The following is a 17469-nucleotide window of genomic DNA, read 5'->3' as shown; positions in this document are numbered from 1 at the left end:
GATGATCATCAATCGAAAGTAGCCCACCTCTCAAGTCGATGCCCATACGGGGCCTTATTAGCATCAGCAACCAGCGTTATTAAACAAGTACATAAATAAGACCGCAGAAGCCATTGCTAGAAACACGCTCGCCAATGAACCCAGCAAATAAACCTCAGCGAAATCCTTGTCACTTTCCAGCTGTTTAAAGCGCGCGATACTTTTTGCAGTAAAAATAAATGCAATAGCCGAATATTGGTTCAGCAGAGAAAGCGCCGCGACAATCAGTCTTTCAAATATTCCAATCCACTTGCCTGAATGTGCATTTGATGTGCACGCCGACTGCTCCGTACCAGGGTTTCGGAGAAATTGGAGGACCTTGGCAATAGCGATGCTGCAGGGGCGTCCGCAAAAGCACAATGTCGAAACCCAAGAGAGCTCAGCTCCACGGTTGCCCAAGAGATTCGAAGCAATTGGCCGCATGACCCAGAGGTGACAACATAGAACGCTCAACATAAACAAAAGTACAATATGCAGCATCTGATCGATCAAAAAACTACCAACCGGTGAGAGATCAAGCCCTGCAATCTTTCTTCTCAGGCTGCCATCGATAAACCAGTGTGAAAGAGCAAATACTGTAAAGGACGCAGCCGTGGCGGCTACACTCGCCTCAAACAGAAGAGCTACTGTTGCTGCGGCGCCGGCCGCGTAAATTAAACAGTGCAGACCAAGGGCAATTCTATTGCTTTCCTTCTTATCTGCCATCTTATTCGTCTGAAAATAAAAATCGAACAGCATGTGGAATAGAAGGAAACACCCGAACACCCTCATGACGGCTCCATTTCATTAAGGAAATGAACGGCGAAAGCAGCCAGCTCTCTTTCTCTTACAACGTTCGCGAGCCTAAGGCTTTTCTCGAGCCCCTGCCTCGTCTTCCCCATCGCAACACCCATTTGTCCCGCAAGCCCTACATGACTAGCCCTGATGCTATCTACGTTGAGGTTGAGAGAGCTGCCCAACGCCACTGGCGCGCAATCGCTCGGATTGCTTTTAGCGCCGTACTTTTTGCCTATACGCGCCTCGATTAGCTCAGCATACCTTTTGCTCAAAGTCGCGTCTCTGTCATCATGCAGCATAAGCGGTCGCAGTAATTCAACAACCTCACAGTAATTACGCTGCGACTCGTTTCTGCGATCAATTATTTCTAGACAACCCGCCGCGCACAGTTCCTTCTCGCGCGAAACGCCCGAAACATCAATGATCTTTAAATCGCTGTACTTATCCTTTTCAGACTCAGCAATTGCTCTACGCGCACGATGGTATGCTGACCCGTCTTGTTCCGTCGACAATGCGGACTGCATCCGAGTTTTCCATTCTCCCACTCCAATACCGCCCCTAAGATCAACCGTCTGGACGAGTATCTTAATAAATCTGTATGCCAAGAATGCGCCAGCCGTACTACGAAATAGACCCTGCAATTCATCCCCCGCACTAAACATAAGCGGCATTTCGAGCTCAGTTTTAAACAGCTCGTTTGTGCAGTCCATAGCGTTCGCAAGATCTTCTTGCGCGCTTTGCCTTCTACTGTCCGAAAGACATCTCGAATGCCTCATGTCGACCATGAGAGCCGAATAGCTATTGTTCATCAGGCTTCCTTTCCTCATGGCGATTATAGCAACTAATTTAGTTGCTTTCATTCATTTGCAACGGTTTTAGTTTCTTCAGAGCATATGCAACCAAAATCGTTGCTTTGCAATAGGGTATAATTCTTCCAAGTCGCCTAGAGAAAGTGTTTGAATGCTGACCGTAATCGTGCCTACTTACAATGCCGAGCCGTATCTTTCTCAGGCTATAGGCAGCCTATTAAACGAAAAAAATATCGAACTGGAAATCCTCGCCATCAACGACGGATCCACCGACAACTCGCGCGCCATTATGGAAGATTTCGCTGCGCGCGACTCACGCGTTCGAGTGATTGATAAGGCAAACCAGGGTTACGGCGCAACCTGCAATCTGGGCATTCGCGAGGCAAAGGGCGACTGGATTGCCATCCTCGAGCCCGATGACTGGATCGAGCCCGGAATGTACTCCGACATGTTTGCCTTTGCCAAGCGCGAATTTGGCGATCCGAACAAGCTCGATATTATTGAAACCCCGTATTGGATCATTCGCAAGCCCGATACCCCCCAAGAGGTCAAACTACATTGCGCATATCGCGGTCGCATTAAACCGCCTCGGCAACCGTTCACCATTCACGACGCTCCACACCTGCTGGCCCACCATCCGTCCATTTGGACGGCAATCTATCGTCGCGACTTCCTGATGCAAAACAATATCTGGTTTAAGGAAATCCCCGGTGCGGGCTGGGCCGACAATCCATTCCTCGTCGAAACGCTCTGCCAGGCAAAGGCCATCGCTTACTGGCCCAAGCCGTATTATTGCTACCGCGAGGAAACACCCGAAAAGGCGGCCGCCCTGGCAAAGCGTGACCCCTTGATGCCGTTTAATCGCTGGAACGACATGGTCGATATTCTTGAGAGGCTCAACGTCACCGACCCCGCCGTCTGGACACCGCAAATCACACGCGGCTTCACCTATATGGGCATCATGATTGAGCACACAGGAATTGACAGTCACCCCGAAATTGAGCGGGCCATCCACAAGATGTTCGAACGCATGCCGCAAGAGCTGGTATTTGCCAATCCTCGCGTTACCCCTGCGGCCAAAAGGCTCTATGCCGAGTATATGGGCATTGCCAATCCTAAAATCAGCTACTGCGCATACGCCAAGGACCTCGTGGGAGAGGGCTTGTATAACGTATGGAACAAGGGGCCCAAGCAAACTCTAAAAATGATCACATCGCACTTTGGTTCGTACAACGCACGCGCTGGAAAATAGCCTGATGGGCAGCAAAGCAAGCAGAAATACCTCCATCGAGGCGCTGCGCTTGGTCGCGGTCGCCGGGATTGCGATATTCCACACGTTTCAATGGACCTTCCAAGCCGTCTGCACCGGCGTGCCGGAATACGCATCGCTTGCGGCTTTCCCCTATTCGGGACTACCGGGATTCATTAACCTGCTGGGCTGTTGGGCCAACGAGATCTTTTTTATGATCTCGGGGTACTTCCTTATTCCCTCGGCGGTACGCGCCCTCCAAAACGGTTCGTCCGCGCGGGGCCTCACGCTCAAATCACTTGAGCGCCTCAAGAAGATCGTCTTGCCCACGCTCTTTTATTGCGCAGCTTGTCTGTTTGTCTCGATGTACGTCTATCCCCTGCCCGAAATCTCACTGCACGAGATTGGCTGGCTTACGCTGGGCATCGAGTTTATCTGGGTCTACGCGGCATCTGTATTACTCGTCCCGGTTATTGCGTTGTTACGACAGCAAATCGGCAGCATAAGGGCCCCGTTTGTCGTAGCACTCCTCGTGCTCACAACATTTGGAATCAACTGCTACATCGCGGCGACGGCAAACAAAGCGGCCGGCATCGTTTTGTGGCACAAGCTCATGAGCGCCGTTACTTACCTGGTCGCGTTTATTGCAGCCGGAGAAATGCGCTTTGTCCTCGAATGCCACGGCAACGCATCCGGCGCTCAAAAATCCAAGATCGCACTCATCGGACTCGTTGCCGTCACCATCGCGCTCGAGCTTCTGCTATCGGCAAACAGCCAATACGACGCGCTCTGGAAGCTCTCCTACAAGTCCACTTCCGTCATATCCTTTATCTTGGCCGCCGCATCCGTTGCCGCCGCAGCGCTCCATCAGCCGCGCCACGAAGTCTCAGCTGCAGACAAGACAATCATGTCCCTCGCCGCAGGAACGCTCGCTTTCTACGCCGTACAGTCGTTTACCTGCAATGTCTGGCGACCCATCTTTGACAAAGCAATCTACACCATGGCGACAGGCATCCAAACGGGAGAGCCTCATCCAGCCGGCGCCATTTTGCTCGGAATCCTTATGAGCCTTTGCCTCGCGCTTGCCCTGCTCCTCATGGATATCGTACGCAGAGCCGTAGTCGAGGCCATCAAGGCCCGCATGAGCAGCTAGGCGGCCTTCCGACTCCGCAAGCCACGAAGTGCACTTACACCCGAAACAAATAGAATCGCAAAGACAATCGCCCAGTTCTTGCAGCCAAATACCGGAATATGAACGATCGCATGGTCATGCATAACAACGAAATAACCCAGAACAACCACCAGAGGCAGTACCATGAGCAGCGACTGGATCAACACCTTATGACGGCGACCGTCTTGCGCGCCACCCCGTATTGAGCATACGAATACGGCAATCCAGATCACCAATACGGCAGCAAACGAAACAAGACAAACGACGTTCGAGATCATCGCATAACCAGCAGTTGAGCAAATGGCGAACAGCTGCGGGCTCATGCAATAAAACTCCTTCAAAATCTGAGGCCAGTCAGCTTGGGGCAACAGTGACGAAGCCCCATGCGCAGACCAAAGGCCCATCTCGCCCAGAACGTTCGAAAAGACCTCGTTCCAACCCAGTACAAATGCCGCGACAACCCATTTCATCGCCCAGGTAAACACAAACGAAAGCCCAAACCCAAAGAGCGCCTGCATCATCGTGACGACGCAGCGCTTGGGGCGCTCACCCTCGGGGAGCGCAATGAAGGCGAAAAAGCAATGCAGGGCGACAACTGCGGCAGGAATCGTTAAAAAGTCAAGAAACGAAAACACGGCGCCCGTCGATATCGACCAAAGGACGAGGCGGCTTGTAAAAGCCCGTGCGTTCGGAGCCGATTCCAAACGAAGGCTCATACAAGACATCATGATGAGCGCCACAAAGAACGAGATGCACAGCAGTAGATCACCGATAAAATTGAAAAACAGATTGGTCGAGAACAACAGGATTACAAGGAAACCCAACGTCACTGGCTTTGAAAACCGCTTCCGCAAGGCAACGTAAGCGCAAGCGGAGCCGACAATCGCCAGAGCAGCCGCAGGCACCACGACCACATCGATACCGCCAATATACAGGCAGACATTCGTAAGTAGCTGCCATCCATGCCAATACCGGTAGTACTGCTGATGCGTAATCCCGCCGGCTTTCGTAACGTCATCAATCTCGGCAACAGTCATCGTCTTAAACGGAGAACCTTGGTCCTTTTGCTGTGTGACTTCAATGATAAAGCGATTGTTATCAAAGCAAACAGGACCAGCTGCAACACGGTGGTCGTAGACATACATGTCAGACAACAGAGCCGAGGACTCCGAACCCTGCGCATGCGACTCGATAACGGACCGCGGAAGACAATTTGCCACCGTATTGCTCAAGACAAATGCGACCTGAAGAACCAAAAACAGCAACATGGCCTTGATGGGGAGGCTATCGGCAAAGGAGGTTAAACGAGTTTTATTCACGGGTCATCCAAACAGAAAGATTGCGTCCACAGGAATCGGCACCTATGTAATACCACAATGCGCGCATGCAATCTCGCTACGCCCACACGTCAACCAGGCTTGTAGCAAACGTTCTTGGTGATTAGCGGAACATTACCCGCGGGCGCCCGCCTACGCTTACAATAGTCGTGTCCCATGGGACACGTTGTTAATTCCGCAGGGCCGATACGCTGCCCACGCGAAAGGATATTCTCGTTCATGACTTCAACCCTTCCCGCTCCCATCGATAAGCTCGCCATTGTCGTCGTTACGTACAAGCGCCAGGAACTCCTGGCCAACTTGTTCGACTCCATGACCGAGCTTACGGCAGCGCCCTGGCGCATCGTGATCGTCGATAACGAGAATTCGCGCGAGACCGAGGCCATGTGCACCGCATTCAACGAGCGCCTGGCCAACCTGTGGGGCATCGACACCGAGCAGCCCGACGCACAGGGCGGCACCGACCGTGTCATCTACGCCCCGCAGCTCGAAAACGGCGGCGGTGCGGGCGGCTTCTCAGCCGGCACTAAATGCGCCTACGACCTGGGCGCCCAGTGGTTCTGGGTGATGGACGACGACGTGCTCGTCATCCCCGAAGGCATCGAGCGCTTGGCCAAGTGGACCGACCGCTACGATGTTATCCAGGGTTCGCGCTTGGACTTTGACGGCGGCGCCTTCTTTTGGCAGTACCAACTCATCCTTTCGCTCGGCATTCCCAACCCTGTCGCCAAGTGGGACCTGGGACCCGAGGGCTACCGCGCCATGAACCAGCTGTGCTTTGAAGGCGGCATGTTCTCGCGCCGCGTGGTCGACAAGATCGGCCTGCCCGATGCGCGCTTCTTCATCTACGGCGACGATGCCTGCTATGGCTACGTGGCCAGCCAGCACTTCCCCGCCGCCGTTGTTGCCGACGTGGTGCTCAAGCGCGCCCGCGCCGTCTCCAACTGGGACATCGCCGGCAAGCGCCAGCTCAACTCCACGAGCGACACCAACCGCTACTACATCATGCGCAACCGCGGTTATCTGGCCCGCTACATGCAGATCTATGGCGACTATCACCCCATGCTGTTCCGTCTGGGCAACGCCGCGACCTTCTTCAAGGAGTTCATTCGTCTGGCCGCCGTTGACAAGTGCTTTAAGACCGGCATTCCGGCGCTGCGCCGTGGCATGAAGGACGCCCGCAAAATCGTCAAGGACCCCAACTGGAAGCCCATGCCGCCCCTGAAGGACGCGGAGTAGTAAAGGGCTTTCGCCATCCCCTATAACCGCTGGCACACCACGGACACACGCTGCCCGTCAAAGCCAAAGCCCCAACGCATGCGCCCGACGGCGGGGCGTGGCACGCGAATATCATCGATGCCGTTGCGCTCGATTTCGAGCAGCGCCTGAACCGCCAACAGTTCCAGGCCCAGGGCATCGACGCCAGGGTCGTACATCAAGTTAATCGTTATCAGCGGGCGCTCGTCCAGCATGCCAATCGTATCTGCTACGTCGAACACAGTGCCCGTAGGAAAAACCTGGATGTCCCAGCGACCCGCGCCACACTTTCGCCTCGAAGCAGGATTGGCATAGCCCGGCAAGCCAAAGCAGAGCCCCTGCAGCGCCAGATGATAGGATGTCGGCATATCTGATTGGCCCACATCGATGCCTAGATCGCCGATAGCACAGCTCAAAGCCTGCTTTACAGCGTCCTCGTCTCCTCGACATAGCCCGTCATGGAACGAGTCGATAGCTCCAACGTCCTCAACGGAGCACTCAAACCATTCCAGAATTACAAGACGGAGTACCTGACGCACTTCGTTGTTAGGCAGACGCAGGGAACGAAGGCACGCGCCGTCCTCCGAATGCCCCGTCATGTCCGTCGTAAGGAATCCAGACAGATACAGCGCAGTCCAGATATCTTCGGGCTTGGCGGCATCGGCCTCCTCGGCATGCACATGTATTGGCGCCTCAATAAACCCATGCGGCTCAAGCAAATCGAACAATGTGGACAAGCGTATGAGGTTCCAGTCACCGATGCATGCGCTCAGACGGTCGGCGTAACCATACAGATCTGCCCGAACAGGAGCGACGCAACCGCGATGTGCGTAGTCCACCACACGCTCCGGGCTCGAGCAATAAAAACCACCAAACAGATAGCCCTCGAGCCACTCACGCGCGTCATCCAGACAGCCGTTGCGCCCGATGCGATCTAACAGCACCCGGACTTCGTCGTCCGAAAAACCGAACCATCGATCACACCAACTCGACAGCGGCGTCGCCGACCGATAGGAAACCCCACGCTGGGACAACGCAAGCGCGGCAGGACCGGGGCACTCGCCCATAAGACACGTCAATCGCAACGAGTCGCCGGCGTCGGCAATGGTGTCGAACAACATTCGGATGAGCGGCTCTGGGGAATCCACGCCACCGTCGTCCTGAGCGTCCAAACGCTTTGGACATACCGCGTCGTAGTCGTCTATCAGGAAAACAACCTGCTCATCGAAAGCTGTCCGGAGCAGCTTAATAAGCACGCCAAGCGCCGCATCGATCTCCTTATCGCTGGCCACCCCACGCGCCGTCCTCTCGATAAGACGAACCTCACGTCTTGACAGATCAGGCGCGGCAAGCAGCGGAAGCAATCGGGCGCACTCGTGCACGACAGCGCTGCGAATAGCCGCAGCAGCATCAGCGCCGCACCTCGAAGCGGCAGCTGTAAAGTCGAGCATGATGACCGGATAACACGCGTACTCATCACGATAGCGACCGCCACCCGCCTGCCAAATCTGAGTGCCGACGAACGGGCTTCGATCCGGCCGCCGGTGATCAGGTCGTTCCAAATAGCATTTGAGCATCGATAGATTCATGCTCTTGCCAAAACCCTTGGGCCGACAGCAAAGCGCAACAGGTGCTTCGCTGTCCAATATATCGGCAATAAACATAGTCTTATCGACGAGTAAACACCGATTGATTGCATCGGAAAAGTCGTGTATATCAACCGGCAGAGCTGCGTTACCCGCATGATTGAGCAACCGTGCACCAAACGCATGAGCAACACCATAATTCGCCTGTTCAGACACCGTAAGTTCTCCCTCTAACGCAGCACGATGCCCATTGTAACGAGCGGGTAGAGCGCAACAATATCGACATGTAAACGTTTCGGGCAACGGTAGCAACATGCCCCCGAGGGGGCATAACAAATCGTTGCACAACAAAAACGGGGTCCGATGCCGCCGCACCGGACCCCGTCCCAAACTCTTATAGAAAACGATCTGGAAGATTACTCCTCCGAACCGTCCTCCCCAGAAGTTTTCTTCTGCTGATCGAGCTTATGCTTACCACTTACGATAGACGTGGCACCCAGCGTGGCCAAGCTTGCACTGGCAAGGCTCGCCATCACAATCAGATCGCCCGTCTTGGGCATGTTGCCGCCCGAGGACTTGGTCGTTGTAGTCGTCGTGGTCGTGGTGGTCACCGTTTTGGAGTCATTTTGCTCCTGGACCTGGTTGTCGGTGCTGCCCTTACCGCTGTCCTCGCCCTGCTGCTTTCCGTCCTCGGTCTTGTCCTTGTTCTCGTCCTTCGCCTCAGATTCAGACTTCTTGCCATCGTCCTTCTCCTGAGCGGACTTGTCGCCCTTCTCATCAGAGCTAGAACCCTTATCGGACTCGGTCTTTTCCGTGGAAACCTGATCAGAGTTGTCCTTGTTCTGGGTCGAGCCGTTATTGACACCAGCCATCAGCGAAGAGCCCAGCGTAGAACCAAGCTGCACGGAGAAAGAAGGCTTCTTGTCCGGCGAAGCAACGGGAGCGTCCGGTGCCTTATTCGAGTTGTCCTTGGAAACATCGGAATCAGGGGTTGCGGCAGAGCCAGAGCCTTTGTTAGAGTCGGTGTCAGCGGACGAATCGCTCGAGCCGGTGGATGAGTTAGAGGTGTCAGCGTCGGTCGAACCAGAAGCGGCGCTGTCCGTATTGCCGGCAGAGCTTGAAGACGAATCGCCCGCAGCAGAGCCGTTCGAATCGGAGCCGTTCGAGGTAGAGCCGTCGTTGGTAGTGCCACCAGCAGAGCCATTACCGTCAGCATCGGTCGAGGGCGCATCCATCCTGTCATCATTGGCATCGTCACTCGAGTCGTCATTCGAATCAGGCGTCGGCGAGGGCGCCGGCGAGGGCTCGGGCTGCACGGGCGTCGCGGCGGCAGCCTCGTCCTCAGCGATATAAACCAAGCAGTCCTTCAGCTCATTCTTATAACGATTCTTCCAGCCCTCATGATACTGGGGCTGGCTCGAATACTTGGTCGCCACGTTATTGACCACGCTGTTGGAGAGCGCCGTCACAAACTCGCGGTCGGTCATACTGTTAGAAAGGTTTGCCCAGCGGAAGAAGTCCCTGCAACCACCGGTGCCGCACATGTTGGTGATACTCCACACCATGCCCTTAACGCAATCGGCGCGGCCCGAAACATCAATGCCCAAGCCACTCTTGAGCCACGCCTCGGTCACCGCATAGTACGAGTTGTACGCATAGGCATCTTGAAGTGCTGAGAACTCAACAGGATCGGTGTTGTACGCACCTTGGAAGGCATCTTGCGCGATATGGCCCAGCTCGGTGAGCTGGCCGTTCTCGTACATGGCATTGCTCGCGTTGGAGATCTCGCTGCCGCGATCAATCGCATCCTTGAGCATGCTGTATTTTTCGGGGTTGTAGTTGTAGGCCTGCTTCATAAACGGAATGAGCGACCATCGACGGTCGAACTGGTAATAGCCCAGCGCGTTATAGCCGTCGCCATACGAAAAGCCCTGGTTATAGTTGCCATGGCTCTCGTACTTGGTAAAGTACTTCATCTCGGTGGTCACGTTAACAAACGAAACGCCCTGGACCGACCTCAGCACGCCCGAGAAGGACTGCTGGGTATAGAGACCCTTATCGATATCGGTCGCATTCGAGGCAACGCCCGGCGTGGGCTCCTCGGCAGCGGCGGGTGCCGGCGCGGAAACGGCGCCAAACGAAAGCGCCAGCGTCAGGCCCGCGACAATCGCAGAATGCTTGGGCTGCATAAGATCCTCCCTGCATTGGTATAGTTAAAGTGCAGTTTGCAAAGGTAGATTTAAGTATTGCAGCTCGCCCGTTGTTGCACAACAACCGCTCGGCAAACGGCAACAACCCTCCGCGAAATCTTAAGGAATTAAACAAACTGGTCGTCGGGCGCCATCAGAAGCTCGCCGTATCGCTCCATCAGCCCGTCCCTCAACTGACAAAAAGCGGGAATATATACGTTCAAGATGCGCTGAATCAAATCTTGAGCGAGCTTGTTGTCATAGATATGGACGTTCGTATTGCGGTCTTTGAGCATATCTAGCCAGGCCGCCTCATCAATAAAGTCGTAGAATCGGTAGGACTCCTTCAAGATGGCACGAGGAGACCCCGACGCGGCAAGCGTGGCGCCCTCATACTCGAGCAGACGCTTAAGGAGCTTCCAGCTCAGTTCAAATTGAAGATTGAACTTATTAATCAAACCACTCTGAACAAAATCATTGTTGAGATCCTGATTGGGCGCATCCTCAAGATTCGCCAAGGCGCTGACAAAGTTCTCATATTTTTTCATACAGAATCACACCATCCCTGGCAATTTCATCGAGCAATTGACGCGATAAGGACTCGTCGAGATTGACGACATCTACATCTAAAAGAGTATCAAGACGCTCCTCGATCAAATATGACAACCGGCCGAAATCCCGGCAACCTGCTACGGCGATGTCAATATCGCTCTTAGGCAAGTTGTCACCTCGAGCGCGGGAACCAAACAGCACAACCTTCTCGGCGTCACATTCCCGAGCAAAAACTTCAATTTGCTTATACACCTTGTCGAGAGATGTCATTTGCAGCCCTACAGCTTAATGTCAAAGTTGATCTCGGGGACGGCGGCCAGGTCGGCCAACGTCACGCCGTCGACGTACTTTTCGATCACGTCGTCCAGACCACGCCAGAATTTGACGGTCGAGCAGAGATCGCTGCGGGCGCAGCTGTTGTCGATACCATCGCACGCCACCGGAGCCGTGCTGCCCTCGACGGCGCGCAGGATGTCGCCAGCACGCACCTCGGCCGGGTCCTTGGCCATCATGTAGCCGCCACCCTTGCCGCGCACGCTCTTAAGCAGGCCTGCCTTCATAAGCGGACGCACAAGCTGTTCCAGATACTTTTGCGAGATACGCTCGCGGTCGGCGACCTCGCGCAGGGCGATCTTGCCCTCGGCGTCACCAAGCGCTGCGATATAGATCATCAGTCGGAGGGCATAGCGGCCCTTAGAAGAAATGAGCATACCTACCCTCCCATCGCATCTGGGACAACATAACCAGGTTTGTTTGTCCCAAATCTTAAGTGAGTGGGACAAACACAACAGGTTATTTTGTCCCAGAATTTGAAAAGTCGAGTGGATTAGTCGGGTTTTCCCTTGACTAACGCCGAACCCATAGTAACTTTATTCCGAGAAGATTCCTAGGGTTTCGCACACCCATGAGTACACCATATACAGAGAGGGACAGCATGAGCGCAAATCCGCTGCTTTCCATCGAAGGTCTGACCGCCTCCGTGGACGAGAAGACCATCCTCCACAACGTCAACCTCAACGTCGCCGCCGGCGAGACCCATGTGCTGATGGGACCCAACGGCGCCGGCAAGTCCACCCTTGGCCACCTGGTCATGGGCGACCCCGTCTACACGGTCAACGACGGCCGCATCGTCTTTGACGGCCAGGACATCACCGAGCTCACCACCGACAAGCGCTCGCGCGCCGGCCTGTTCCTGAGCTTCCAGGCCCCGGTCGAGATCCCGGGCGTGCCGCTGTCGAGCTTTTTGCGCGCCAGCATCGCCGGCCGCCCCGGCCTGGAGATGAAGGGCAAGGAATTCCGTCGTCGCGTCAAGGAGCTCGCGGCCGAGCTCAACATGGATACCGCCTACCTCAACCGCGAGCTAGGCGTGGGCTTCTCGGGCGGCGAGAAGAAGAAGGTCGAGATGCTCCAGCTCCTGTTGCTGCAGCCCAAGCTCGCCATCCTCGACGAGACCGACTCGGGCCTGGACGTCGACGCGCTTTCCACCGTCAGCCACGGCATGGACGCCTACCGCAAGAGCTGCGACGGTTCCATGCTCATCATCACGCATAATACGCGCATCCTGGAGCACCTGGATGTAGACCGTGTCCACGTTATGGTCAAGGGCCACATCGTGCGCGAGGACGACGCCTCGCTCATCCCCTGGATCGACAAGAACGGCTTTGAGACCTTCGAGCGCGAGGCCGCCGAGCAGCGCGCCCAGGCCGAGGCCGCCGCTGCCGGGCAGCAGGCGTAAAGGGGCGACGCAATGACCAAGAACCGCACCGAGGTCGCGGACATCGACCGCAGCCTCTACGACTTCACCTATGGCGAGGAGGGATTCGAGCGCCTCGACGCCGGCATCACGCCCGACATCGTGCGCGAGATCAGCGCCAAAAAGGACGAGCCGCAGTGGATGCTCGACCTGCGCTTAAAGTCCCTCGAGATCTTCAACCGTTTTCCCGACCCGACGTGGGGCCCCTCCATCGAGGGCCTGGACATGGACAACATCGTCACCTACGTCAAGCCCAACACCGACCAAAAGCACGACTGGGAGTCGGTGCCCGACGACATCAAGAACACCTTTGAGCGCTTGGGCATCCCCGAGGCCGAGCGCAGCTATCTGGCGGGCGTCGGCGCACAGTACGACTCCGAGCTGGTCTACCACAACATGCAGGACACGGCGTCCAAGATGGGTATCGTCTACTCCGGCATCGAGGAGGCCCTGCACGATCCGCAGTGGGAGCCGCTCATCCACGAGAAGTTTATGACGCTCATCCCGCCCACCGACCACAAGTTTGCGGCCCTGCACGGCGCCGTATGGTCGGGCGGCTCGTTTGTCTACGTGCCCAAGGGCACCAAGCTCGACTTCCCGCTGCAGAGCTACTTCCGCCTCAACGCCAAGGGTGCCGGCCAGTTTGAGCACACGCTCATCATCGTCGAGGACGATGCCGACCTGCACTTCATTGAGGGTTGCTCCGCGCCCAAGTACAACGTGGCCAACCTCCACGCTGGCGCCGTGGAGCTCTTTGTGGGCAAGCGTGCGCACCTGCGCTACTCGACCATCGAGAACTGGTCCAAGAATATGTACAACCTCAACACCAAGCGTGCGCGCGTGGACGAGGACGGCGACATCGAATGGATCAGCGGCTCCTTCGGCAGCCACGTAGGTTACCTCTATCCCATGAGCGTGCTCAACGGCCGCCGCGCCCGCTCGAGCTTTACCGGCATCACCTTCGCCGGCGCCGGGCAGAACCTCGACACCGGCTGCAAGGTCGTGCTCAACGCGCCCGAGACCTCGGCGACCGTCGAGACCAAGGGCATCTCCAAGAGCGGCGGCATCCAGACCTTCCGCAGCTCCATCGTGGCGACACCCAAGGCCGAGGGCTCCAAGGCAACCGTGAGCTGTCAGTCGCTCATGCTCGATGACCAGAGCCGCTCCGACACCATCCCCGCTATGGACATCCGCGCCAAGAACGTCGATATCGGCCACGAGGCCACCATCGGACGCATCGGCGACGACAAGGTGTTCTACCTGATGAGCCGCGGCATCTCGGAGGAAGAGGCCCGCACCATGATCGTCAACGGCTTTGCCAACCCGGTCTCCAAGGAGCTGCCGCTGGAGTACGCCGTCGAGATGAACAACCTGATCAAGCTCGAGATGGAAGGAGCGATCGGATAATGAAACAGACCACGAACACCGCTGCTACCACCCTTGAGCAGGTCAATGCGATGCCGGCTGCCACTTGGGGTTGGCTCAAGATGAACCAGACTAAGCTTGAGCTTTCGGACGAGCTTGCCGTCGCTCCTGCCGAGGCCGTCGAGGTCGAGGGCTTGGACGAGCAGTTCCGCGGTGCTGCCGACGCCTTCGACACCGCCATGGAAGCCATGGCCGAGCGCTTCCCCGAGCGCCGTACCGCTGCCCCCGGTGATGCCGCCGACCGCGCCCGTATCACGCCCGAGACCGAGCTCGACGTGCCCGCCACCTCTGTCTACCAGGTCGGCGCCATCAAGCTCGAAGAGGAGCTCTCCCCCGCCGAGGCCTTCGAAACCGGCATGGGCGAGGCTGCATACGCCTACATGGCCGAGCACGCTACCAAGCGCATCGTCATCGATATGCCTGCGTACCAGCACGCCACGGTTACCGTGCGCGTAAGCGGCGACGACGCGGCGGCTGCGATTGCCGCCATCGACGTCGTCGCCCGCCCGCAGGCAACGCTTGACCTGCATATCGCCTTAGACTCGCCCGCCGAGGGCGAGGGCGTCGTGGGCTCTGTGCTACGCGTGTGCGCCCACGAGTACGCCACCGTCAACGTGACCTGCACGCAGACGCTCGACGACAGCTGGATTTCGCTCGACGACACCGGGCTGTTCCTAGACGAGGGCGCGCGCGTCAACGTGCAGCATACCGTGCTGGGCGCCGGCGCCAGCGCCACCGGCCTTGCCAGCGACCTGCTGGGCGACACTGCCAAGGTTACGATCGATACCGATTACCTGGGCGCCCGCGAGCAGGTGCGCGACTTTAACTACGAGCTGCGCCACCGCGGTCGCAAGACCGAGTGCGAAATCGACGCCAACGGCGTGCTGACCGGCACGTCCAAGAAGGTCTACCGCGGCACCATCGACCTCGTGCACGGCTGCAAGGGTGCCGTCGGCACCGAACGCGAAACCGTGCTGCTGGCCAACAAGGGCGTCGACAACAAGACCGTTCCCGTCATCCTCTGCGACGAGGACGACGTCGCCGGCAACCACGGCGCCACCATCGGCCACGTCCGCGACGAGCAGCTGTTCTACCTCGCCTGCCGCGGCCTTGACCAAAACGCAGCCGAGGACCTGTTCATCCGCGCTAAGCTGGAGGACGCTGCGCTTTCCGCCACCGACGAGCGCACCCGCGCCGCCGTTGTCCGCCTGGGCAACAACCTGATCGACAACTTTGAGGAGGAGCTCGCATGATCGATACCGAGCACGTTAAATGTGACACCTGTACCGCACCGGAGCCTATGGAGCTCGACGCCAGTGACGAGGCCTCGCGCGGCTGGCCTACCATCGACATCGAGACCAACCCCTACAAGGCGCAGTTCCCGCTGTTCCAGCAGCACCCCGAGATCGCGTTCCTCGATAGCGCCGCAACCGCGCAGCGCCCTGCCTGCGTGCTCGATGCCGAGCGCGACTTCTACCAGCGCCTGAACGCCAACCCCCTGCGCGGCCTGTACTCGCTGTCCGTCGAGGCCACCGAGGCCATCGCAAAGGTGCGCCAACAGATCGCCGACGTCATCGGCGCCCCCAACGCCAACGAGATCGTCTTCACCCGCAACACGAGCGAGTCGCTCAACCTGGTCGCCAAGAGCTTTGCGCCCACAGTGCTCGAACCGGGCGACGAGGTCGTCATCACTATCATGGAGCACCACTCCAACCTGATTCCGTGGCAGCAGGTCTGCCGTGAGACCGGCGCCAAGCTCGTCTACCTCTACCCCACCAAGACCGGCCAGCTCACGACCGAGGAGGTTCTTGCCAAGGTGGGTCCCAAGACCAAGATCCTAGCCGTGGGACAGGTCTCCAACGTGCTGGGCGTCGAGAACCCGGTCAAGAACCTCGGCAAGCTCGTGCACAAGTACGGCGGCTATCTGGTCGTCGACGGCGCACAGTCGCTGCCGCACATGCCAGTCAATGTGGCCGATCTGGGCGCCGACTTCTTTGCCTTTAGCGCGCACAAGGCCATGGGCCCCATGGGCATCGGCGTGCTGTGGGGCAAGATGGACCTGCTCAACGCCATGCCGCCCATGCTAACCGGCGGCGAGATGATCGATTCGGTCACCGAGCAGGACGCCGTCTGGGCTCCTGTCCCCGAGAAGTTCGAGGCGGGTACGCAGGACGCCGCCGGCATCTTCGCCACGGGTGCGGCACTCGACTACCTGGTCAACACGGTGGGTTACGAGAACATCCAGACCCGCGAGCAGGCACTCGTCCACTATCTGATGGGCGAACTCATGCAGCTCGACTTTGTCCAGATCATCGGCTCCATCTATTGGGACAACCACCACGGCGTTGTGAGCTTTAACGTCAAGGGCATCCACCCGCACGACGTCGCGAGCATCATGGACATGGACGGCGTCTGCATCCGCGCCGGCCACCACTGCGCGCAGCCACTGCTCACCTGGCTGGGCGTCGAGAACCTTGCCTGCTGCCGCGCCAGCGTGGCCTTCTACAACGACAAGGCCGACATCGACAAGTTCATCGCCGGTCTGCATCACGTTTGGAGCACGTTCAATGGGTAACCTTTACACCTCCACCACATTTATGGAGCACAACTCGCACCCCGACTATAAGTACGAGATGGATGCTCCCACGCACGAGCACGACGGCATCAACCCCAGCTGCGGAGACGAGCTCACCTTGCAGTTGCGCGTCGAGAACGGCGTGATCGAGGAGGCCTCCTTTACCGGCCACGGCTGCGCCATCAGCCAGGCCAGTGCCGACATCATGGCCGACCTCATCACCGGCGAGACCGTCGAGGAGGCACGTCGCTTGGCGGGACTCTTCCTCGCCATGATCCGCGGCGAGAAGCTCTCCGAGGAGGACTTGGAAGACCTGGACGAAGCCGCCCAGCTTCAGGACATCTCGCACATGCCCGCCCGCGTCAAATGCGCCGAGCTCGCCTGGCGCACCCTCGACGGCATGCTCGAGGGGCAAGCAAACCAGTAGCGTATGCCCCAAATCCAAGGTTTTTGATTGCCGAGCCGCCCGATACGGGCGGCTCTGTTTTTTCTAATGAGCGCAAACGCACAAAGTCCGCGCGTCCGGCACCCCGTCTGTCATTTACCACACAGCCAGACGCGAACACGGGCGTTTTCCACAGCACCAAAGGCCTGCGGCAGGGCCACGAGCACGCCTAGCATCGTCCCATGCCCCATCCAGCTGGGCTCCGATTCGCTTCGCGCCTGCTGCAGACGGGTCCCATAGGGAGCGGCGTGCATTTTTGCGAGTATTCAGCACGCCAAGCTGTGTGTATACGCATCGAAAGCGTT

At 57.4% G+C, this 17469-nt stretch carries 16 protein-coding genes; 8 read left to right on the top strand and 8 right to left on the bottom strand.

Annotation, left to right across the window (positions count from 1 at the left end):
* Positions 1–63: 63 nt before the first annotated feature.
* Positions 64–810 (bottom strand): DUF3307 domain-containing protein, encoded by a 747-nt coding sequence (locus DXD39_RS03275; protein WP_117803102.1) that lies wholly within the window; start codon positions 808–810, stop codon positions 64–66.
* Positions 807–1676, bottom strand: coding sequence for a SatD family protein (locus DXD39_RS03270; protein WP_117803101.1), 870 nt, complete (start codon positions 1674–1676; stop codon positions 807–809). The genes DXD39_RS03275 and DXD39_RS03270 overlap by 4 nt, the downstream gene beginning before the upstream one ends.
* A gap of 100 nt (positions 1677–1776) precedes the next feature.
* Between DXD39_RS03270 and DXD39_RS03265 the strand changes: the two genes are divergently transcribed.
* Together DXD39_RS03265 and DXD39_RS03260 are read left to right on the top strand one after the other, a co-directional pair.
* Positions 1777–2877: a glycosyltransferase gene (locus tag DXD39_RS03265; RefSeq protein ID WP_117803100.1), complete on the top strand. Its 1101-nt coding sequence runs from the start codon at positions 1777–1779 to the stop codon at positions 2875–2877.
* A gap of 4 nt (positions 2878–2881) precedes the next feature.
* Positions 2882–4027, top strand: a complete 1146-nt coding sequence (locus tag DXD39_RS03260) for an acyltransferase (RefSeq protein WP_117803099.1) — start codon at positions 2882–2884, stop codon at positions 4025–4027.
* Here DXD39_RS03260 and DXD39_RS03255 read toward each other — a convergent pair.
* A complete protein-coding gene (locus DXD39_RS03255) occupies positions 4024–5364 on the bottom strand; it encodes a hypothetical protein (RefSeq protein WP_117803098.1) in 1341 nt (446 codons plus the stop codon). The two genes, DXD39_RS03260 and DXD39_RS03255, sit on opposite strands and share 4 nt — an antisense overlap.
* 237 nt (positions 5365–5601) lie before the next feature.
* Here DXD39_RS03255 and DXD39_RS03250 point away from each other — a divergent pair, with 237 nt between their 5' ends.
* Positions 5602–6621, top strand: coding sequence for a glycosyltransferase (locus DXD39_RS03250; RefSeq protein WP_117803097.1), 1020 nt, complete (start codon positions 5602–5604; stop codon positions 6619–6621).
* 20 nt (positions 6622–6641) lie between these two features.
* Here DXD39_RS03250 and DXD39_RS03245 read toward each other — a convergent pair whose 3' ends face one another.
* From DXD39_RS03245 to DXD39_RS03225, 5 genes are all read right to left on the bottom strand, one after another.
* Positions 6642–8540, bottom strand: coding sequence for an AAA family ATPase (locus tag DXD39_RS03245; protein ID WP_117803096.1), 1899 nt, complete (start codon positions 8538–8540; stop codon positions 6642–6644).
* A 101-nt stretch (positions 8541–8641) separates the two neighbouring features.
* Positions 8642–10414, bottom strand: coding sequence for a hypothetical protein (locus DXD39_RS03240; RefSeq protein WP_117803095.1), 1773 nt, complete (start codon positions 10412–10414; stop codon positions 8642–8644).
* Between the two features lie 128 nt (positions 10415–10542).
* Positions 10543–10962, bottom strand: a complete 420-nt coding sequence (locus tag DXD39_RS03235) for an HI0074 family nucleotidyltransferase substrate-binding subunit (RefSeq protein ID WP_089572004.1) — start codon at positions 10960–10962, stop codon at positions 10543–10545.
* The gene (locus tag DXD39_RS03230) at positions 10949–11236 is read right to left on the bottom strand and encodes a nucleotidyltransferase family protein (protein ID WP_089572006.1); all 288 of its coding nucleotides are present in this window, start codon (positions 11234–11236) and stop codon (positions 10949–10951) included. The genes DXD39_RS03235 and DXD39_RS03230 overlap by 14 nt, the downstream gene beginning before the upstream one ends.
* A gap of 8 nt (positions 11237–11244) precedes the next feature.
* Positions 11245–11676 (bottom strand): Rrf2 family transcriptional regulator, encoded by a 432-nt coding sequence (locus DXD39_RS03225; RefSeq protein WP_099431873.1) that lies wholly within the window; start codon positions 11674–11676, stop codon positions 11245–11247.
* 224 nt (positions 11677–11900) lie between these two features.
* On the opposite strand from DXD39_RS03225, the gene sufC reads away from it, so the two are divergent.
* Genes sufC through sufU form a run of 5 tightly spaced genes read left to right on the top strand, consistent with a single transcriptional unit; the run spans position 11901 to position 17146 of the window.
* Positions 11901–12701: a Fe-S cluster assembly ATPase SufC gene (gene sufC, locus DXD39_RS03220; protein ID WP_117638112.1), complete on the top strand. Its 801-nt coding sequence runs from the start codon at positions 11901–11903 to the stop codon at positions 12699–12701.
* A 12-nt stretch (positions 12702–12713) separates the two neighbouring features.
* Entirely contained in the window at positions 12714–14126 is a 1413-nt protein-coding gene (sufB, locus tag DXD39_RS03215; protein ID WP_022094821.1) for a Fe-S cluster assembly protein SufB, read from the top strand.
* A complete protein-coding gene (locus DXD39_RS03210; RefSeq protein ID WP_117803094.1) occupies positions 14126–15397 on the top strand; it encodes a SufD family Fe-S cluster assembly protein in 1272 nt (423 codons plus the stop codon). The genes sufB and DXD39_RS03210 overlap by 1 nt, the downstream gene beginning before the upstream one ends.
* Positions 15394–16719: an aminotransferase class V-fold PLP-dependent enzyme gene (locus DXD39_RS03205; protein ID WP_199572082.1), complete on the top strand. Its 1326-nt coding sequence runs from the start codon at positions 15394–15396 to the stop codon at positions 16717–16719. The genes DXD39_RS03210 and DXD39_RS03205 overlap by 4 nt, the downstream gene beginning before the upstream one ends.
* Complete coding sequence (sufU, locus tag DXD39_RS03200; protein WP_117766943.1) at positions 16712–17146, top strand: Fe-S cluster assembly sulfur transfer protein SufU; 435 nt, start codon at positions 16712–16714, stop codon at positions 17144–17146. The genes DXD39_RS03205 and sufU overlap by 8 nt, the downstream gene beginning before the upstream one ends.
* The last annotated feature ends 323 nt before the right edge of the window (positions 17147–17469 follow it).

Source organism: Collinsella sp. TM04-29 (genome assembly GCF_003466565.1).
Taxonomy (GTDB): Bacteria; Actinomycetota; Coriobacteriia; order Coriobacteriales; family Coriobacteriaceae; genus Collinsella.
This window is presented reverse-complemented; position numbering and strand designations above follow the sequence as displayed.

Excerpts from the sequence above, each read along its gene's own strand:
- DXD39_RS03275 (WP_117803102.1), bottom strand. The coding sequence starts at position 810 with ATGAGGGTGTTCGGGTGTTTCCTTCTATTCCACATGCTGTTCGATTTT.
- DXD39_RS03270 (WP_117803101.1), bottom strand. The coding sequence starts at position 1,676 with ATGAAAGCAACTAAATTAGTTGCTATAATCGCCATGAGGAAAGGAAGC.
- DXD39_RS03265 (WP_117803100.1), top strand. The coding sequence starts at position 1,777 with ATGCTGACCGTAATCGTGCCTACTTACAATGCCGAGCCGTATCTTTCT.
- DXD39_RS03260 (WP_117803099.1), top strand. The coding sequence starts at position 2,882 with ATGGGCAGCAAAGCAAGCAGAAATACCTCCATCGAGGCGCTGCGCTTG.
- DXD39_RS03250 (WP_117803097.1), top strand. The coding sequence starts at position 5,602 with ATGACTTCAACCCTTCCCGCTCCCATCGATAAGCTCGCCATTGTCGTC.
- DXD39_RS03245 (WP_117803096.1), bottom strand. The coding sequence starts at position 8,540 with ATGTTGCTACCGTTGCCCGAAACGTTTACATGTCGATATTGTTGCGCT.
- DXD39_RS03240 (WP_117803095.1), bottom strand. The coding sequence starts at position 10,414 with ATGCAGCCCAAGCATTCTGCGATTGTCGCGGGCCTGACGCTGGCGCTT.
- DXD39_RS03235 (WP_089572004.1), bottom strand. The coding sequence starts at position 10,962 with ATGAAAAAATATGAGAACTTTGTCAGCGCCTTGGCGAATCTTGAGGAT.
- DXD39_RS03230 (WP_089572006.1), bottom strand. The coding sequence starts at position 11,236 with ATGACATCTCTCGACAAGGTGTATAAGCAAATTGAAGTTTTTGCTCGG.
- DXD39_RS03225 (WP_099431873.1), bottom strand. The coding sequence starts at position 11,676 with ATGCTCATTTCTTCTAAGGGCCGCTATGCCCTCCGACTGATGATCTAT.
- sufC (WP_117638112.1), top strand. The coding sequence starts at position 11,901 with ATGAGCGCAAATCCGCTGCTTTCCATCGAAGGTCTGACCGCCTCCGTG.
- sufB (WP_022094821.1), top strand. The coding sequence starts at position 12,714 with ATGACCAAGAACCGCACCGAGGTCGCGGACATCGACCGCAGCCTCTAC.
- DXD39_RS03210 (WP_117803094.1), top strand. The coding sequence starts at position 14,126 with ATGAAACAGACCACGAACACCGCTGCTACCACCCTTGAGCAGGTCAAT.
- DXD39_RS03205 (WP_199572082.1), top strand. The coding sequence starts at position 15,394 with ATGATCGATACCGAGCACGTTAAATGTGACACCTGTACCGCACCGGAG.
- sufU (WP_117766943.1), top strand. The coding sequence starts at position 16,712 with ATGGGTAACCTTTACACCTCCACCACATTTATGGAGCACAACTCGCAC.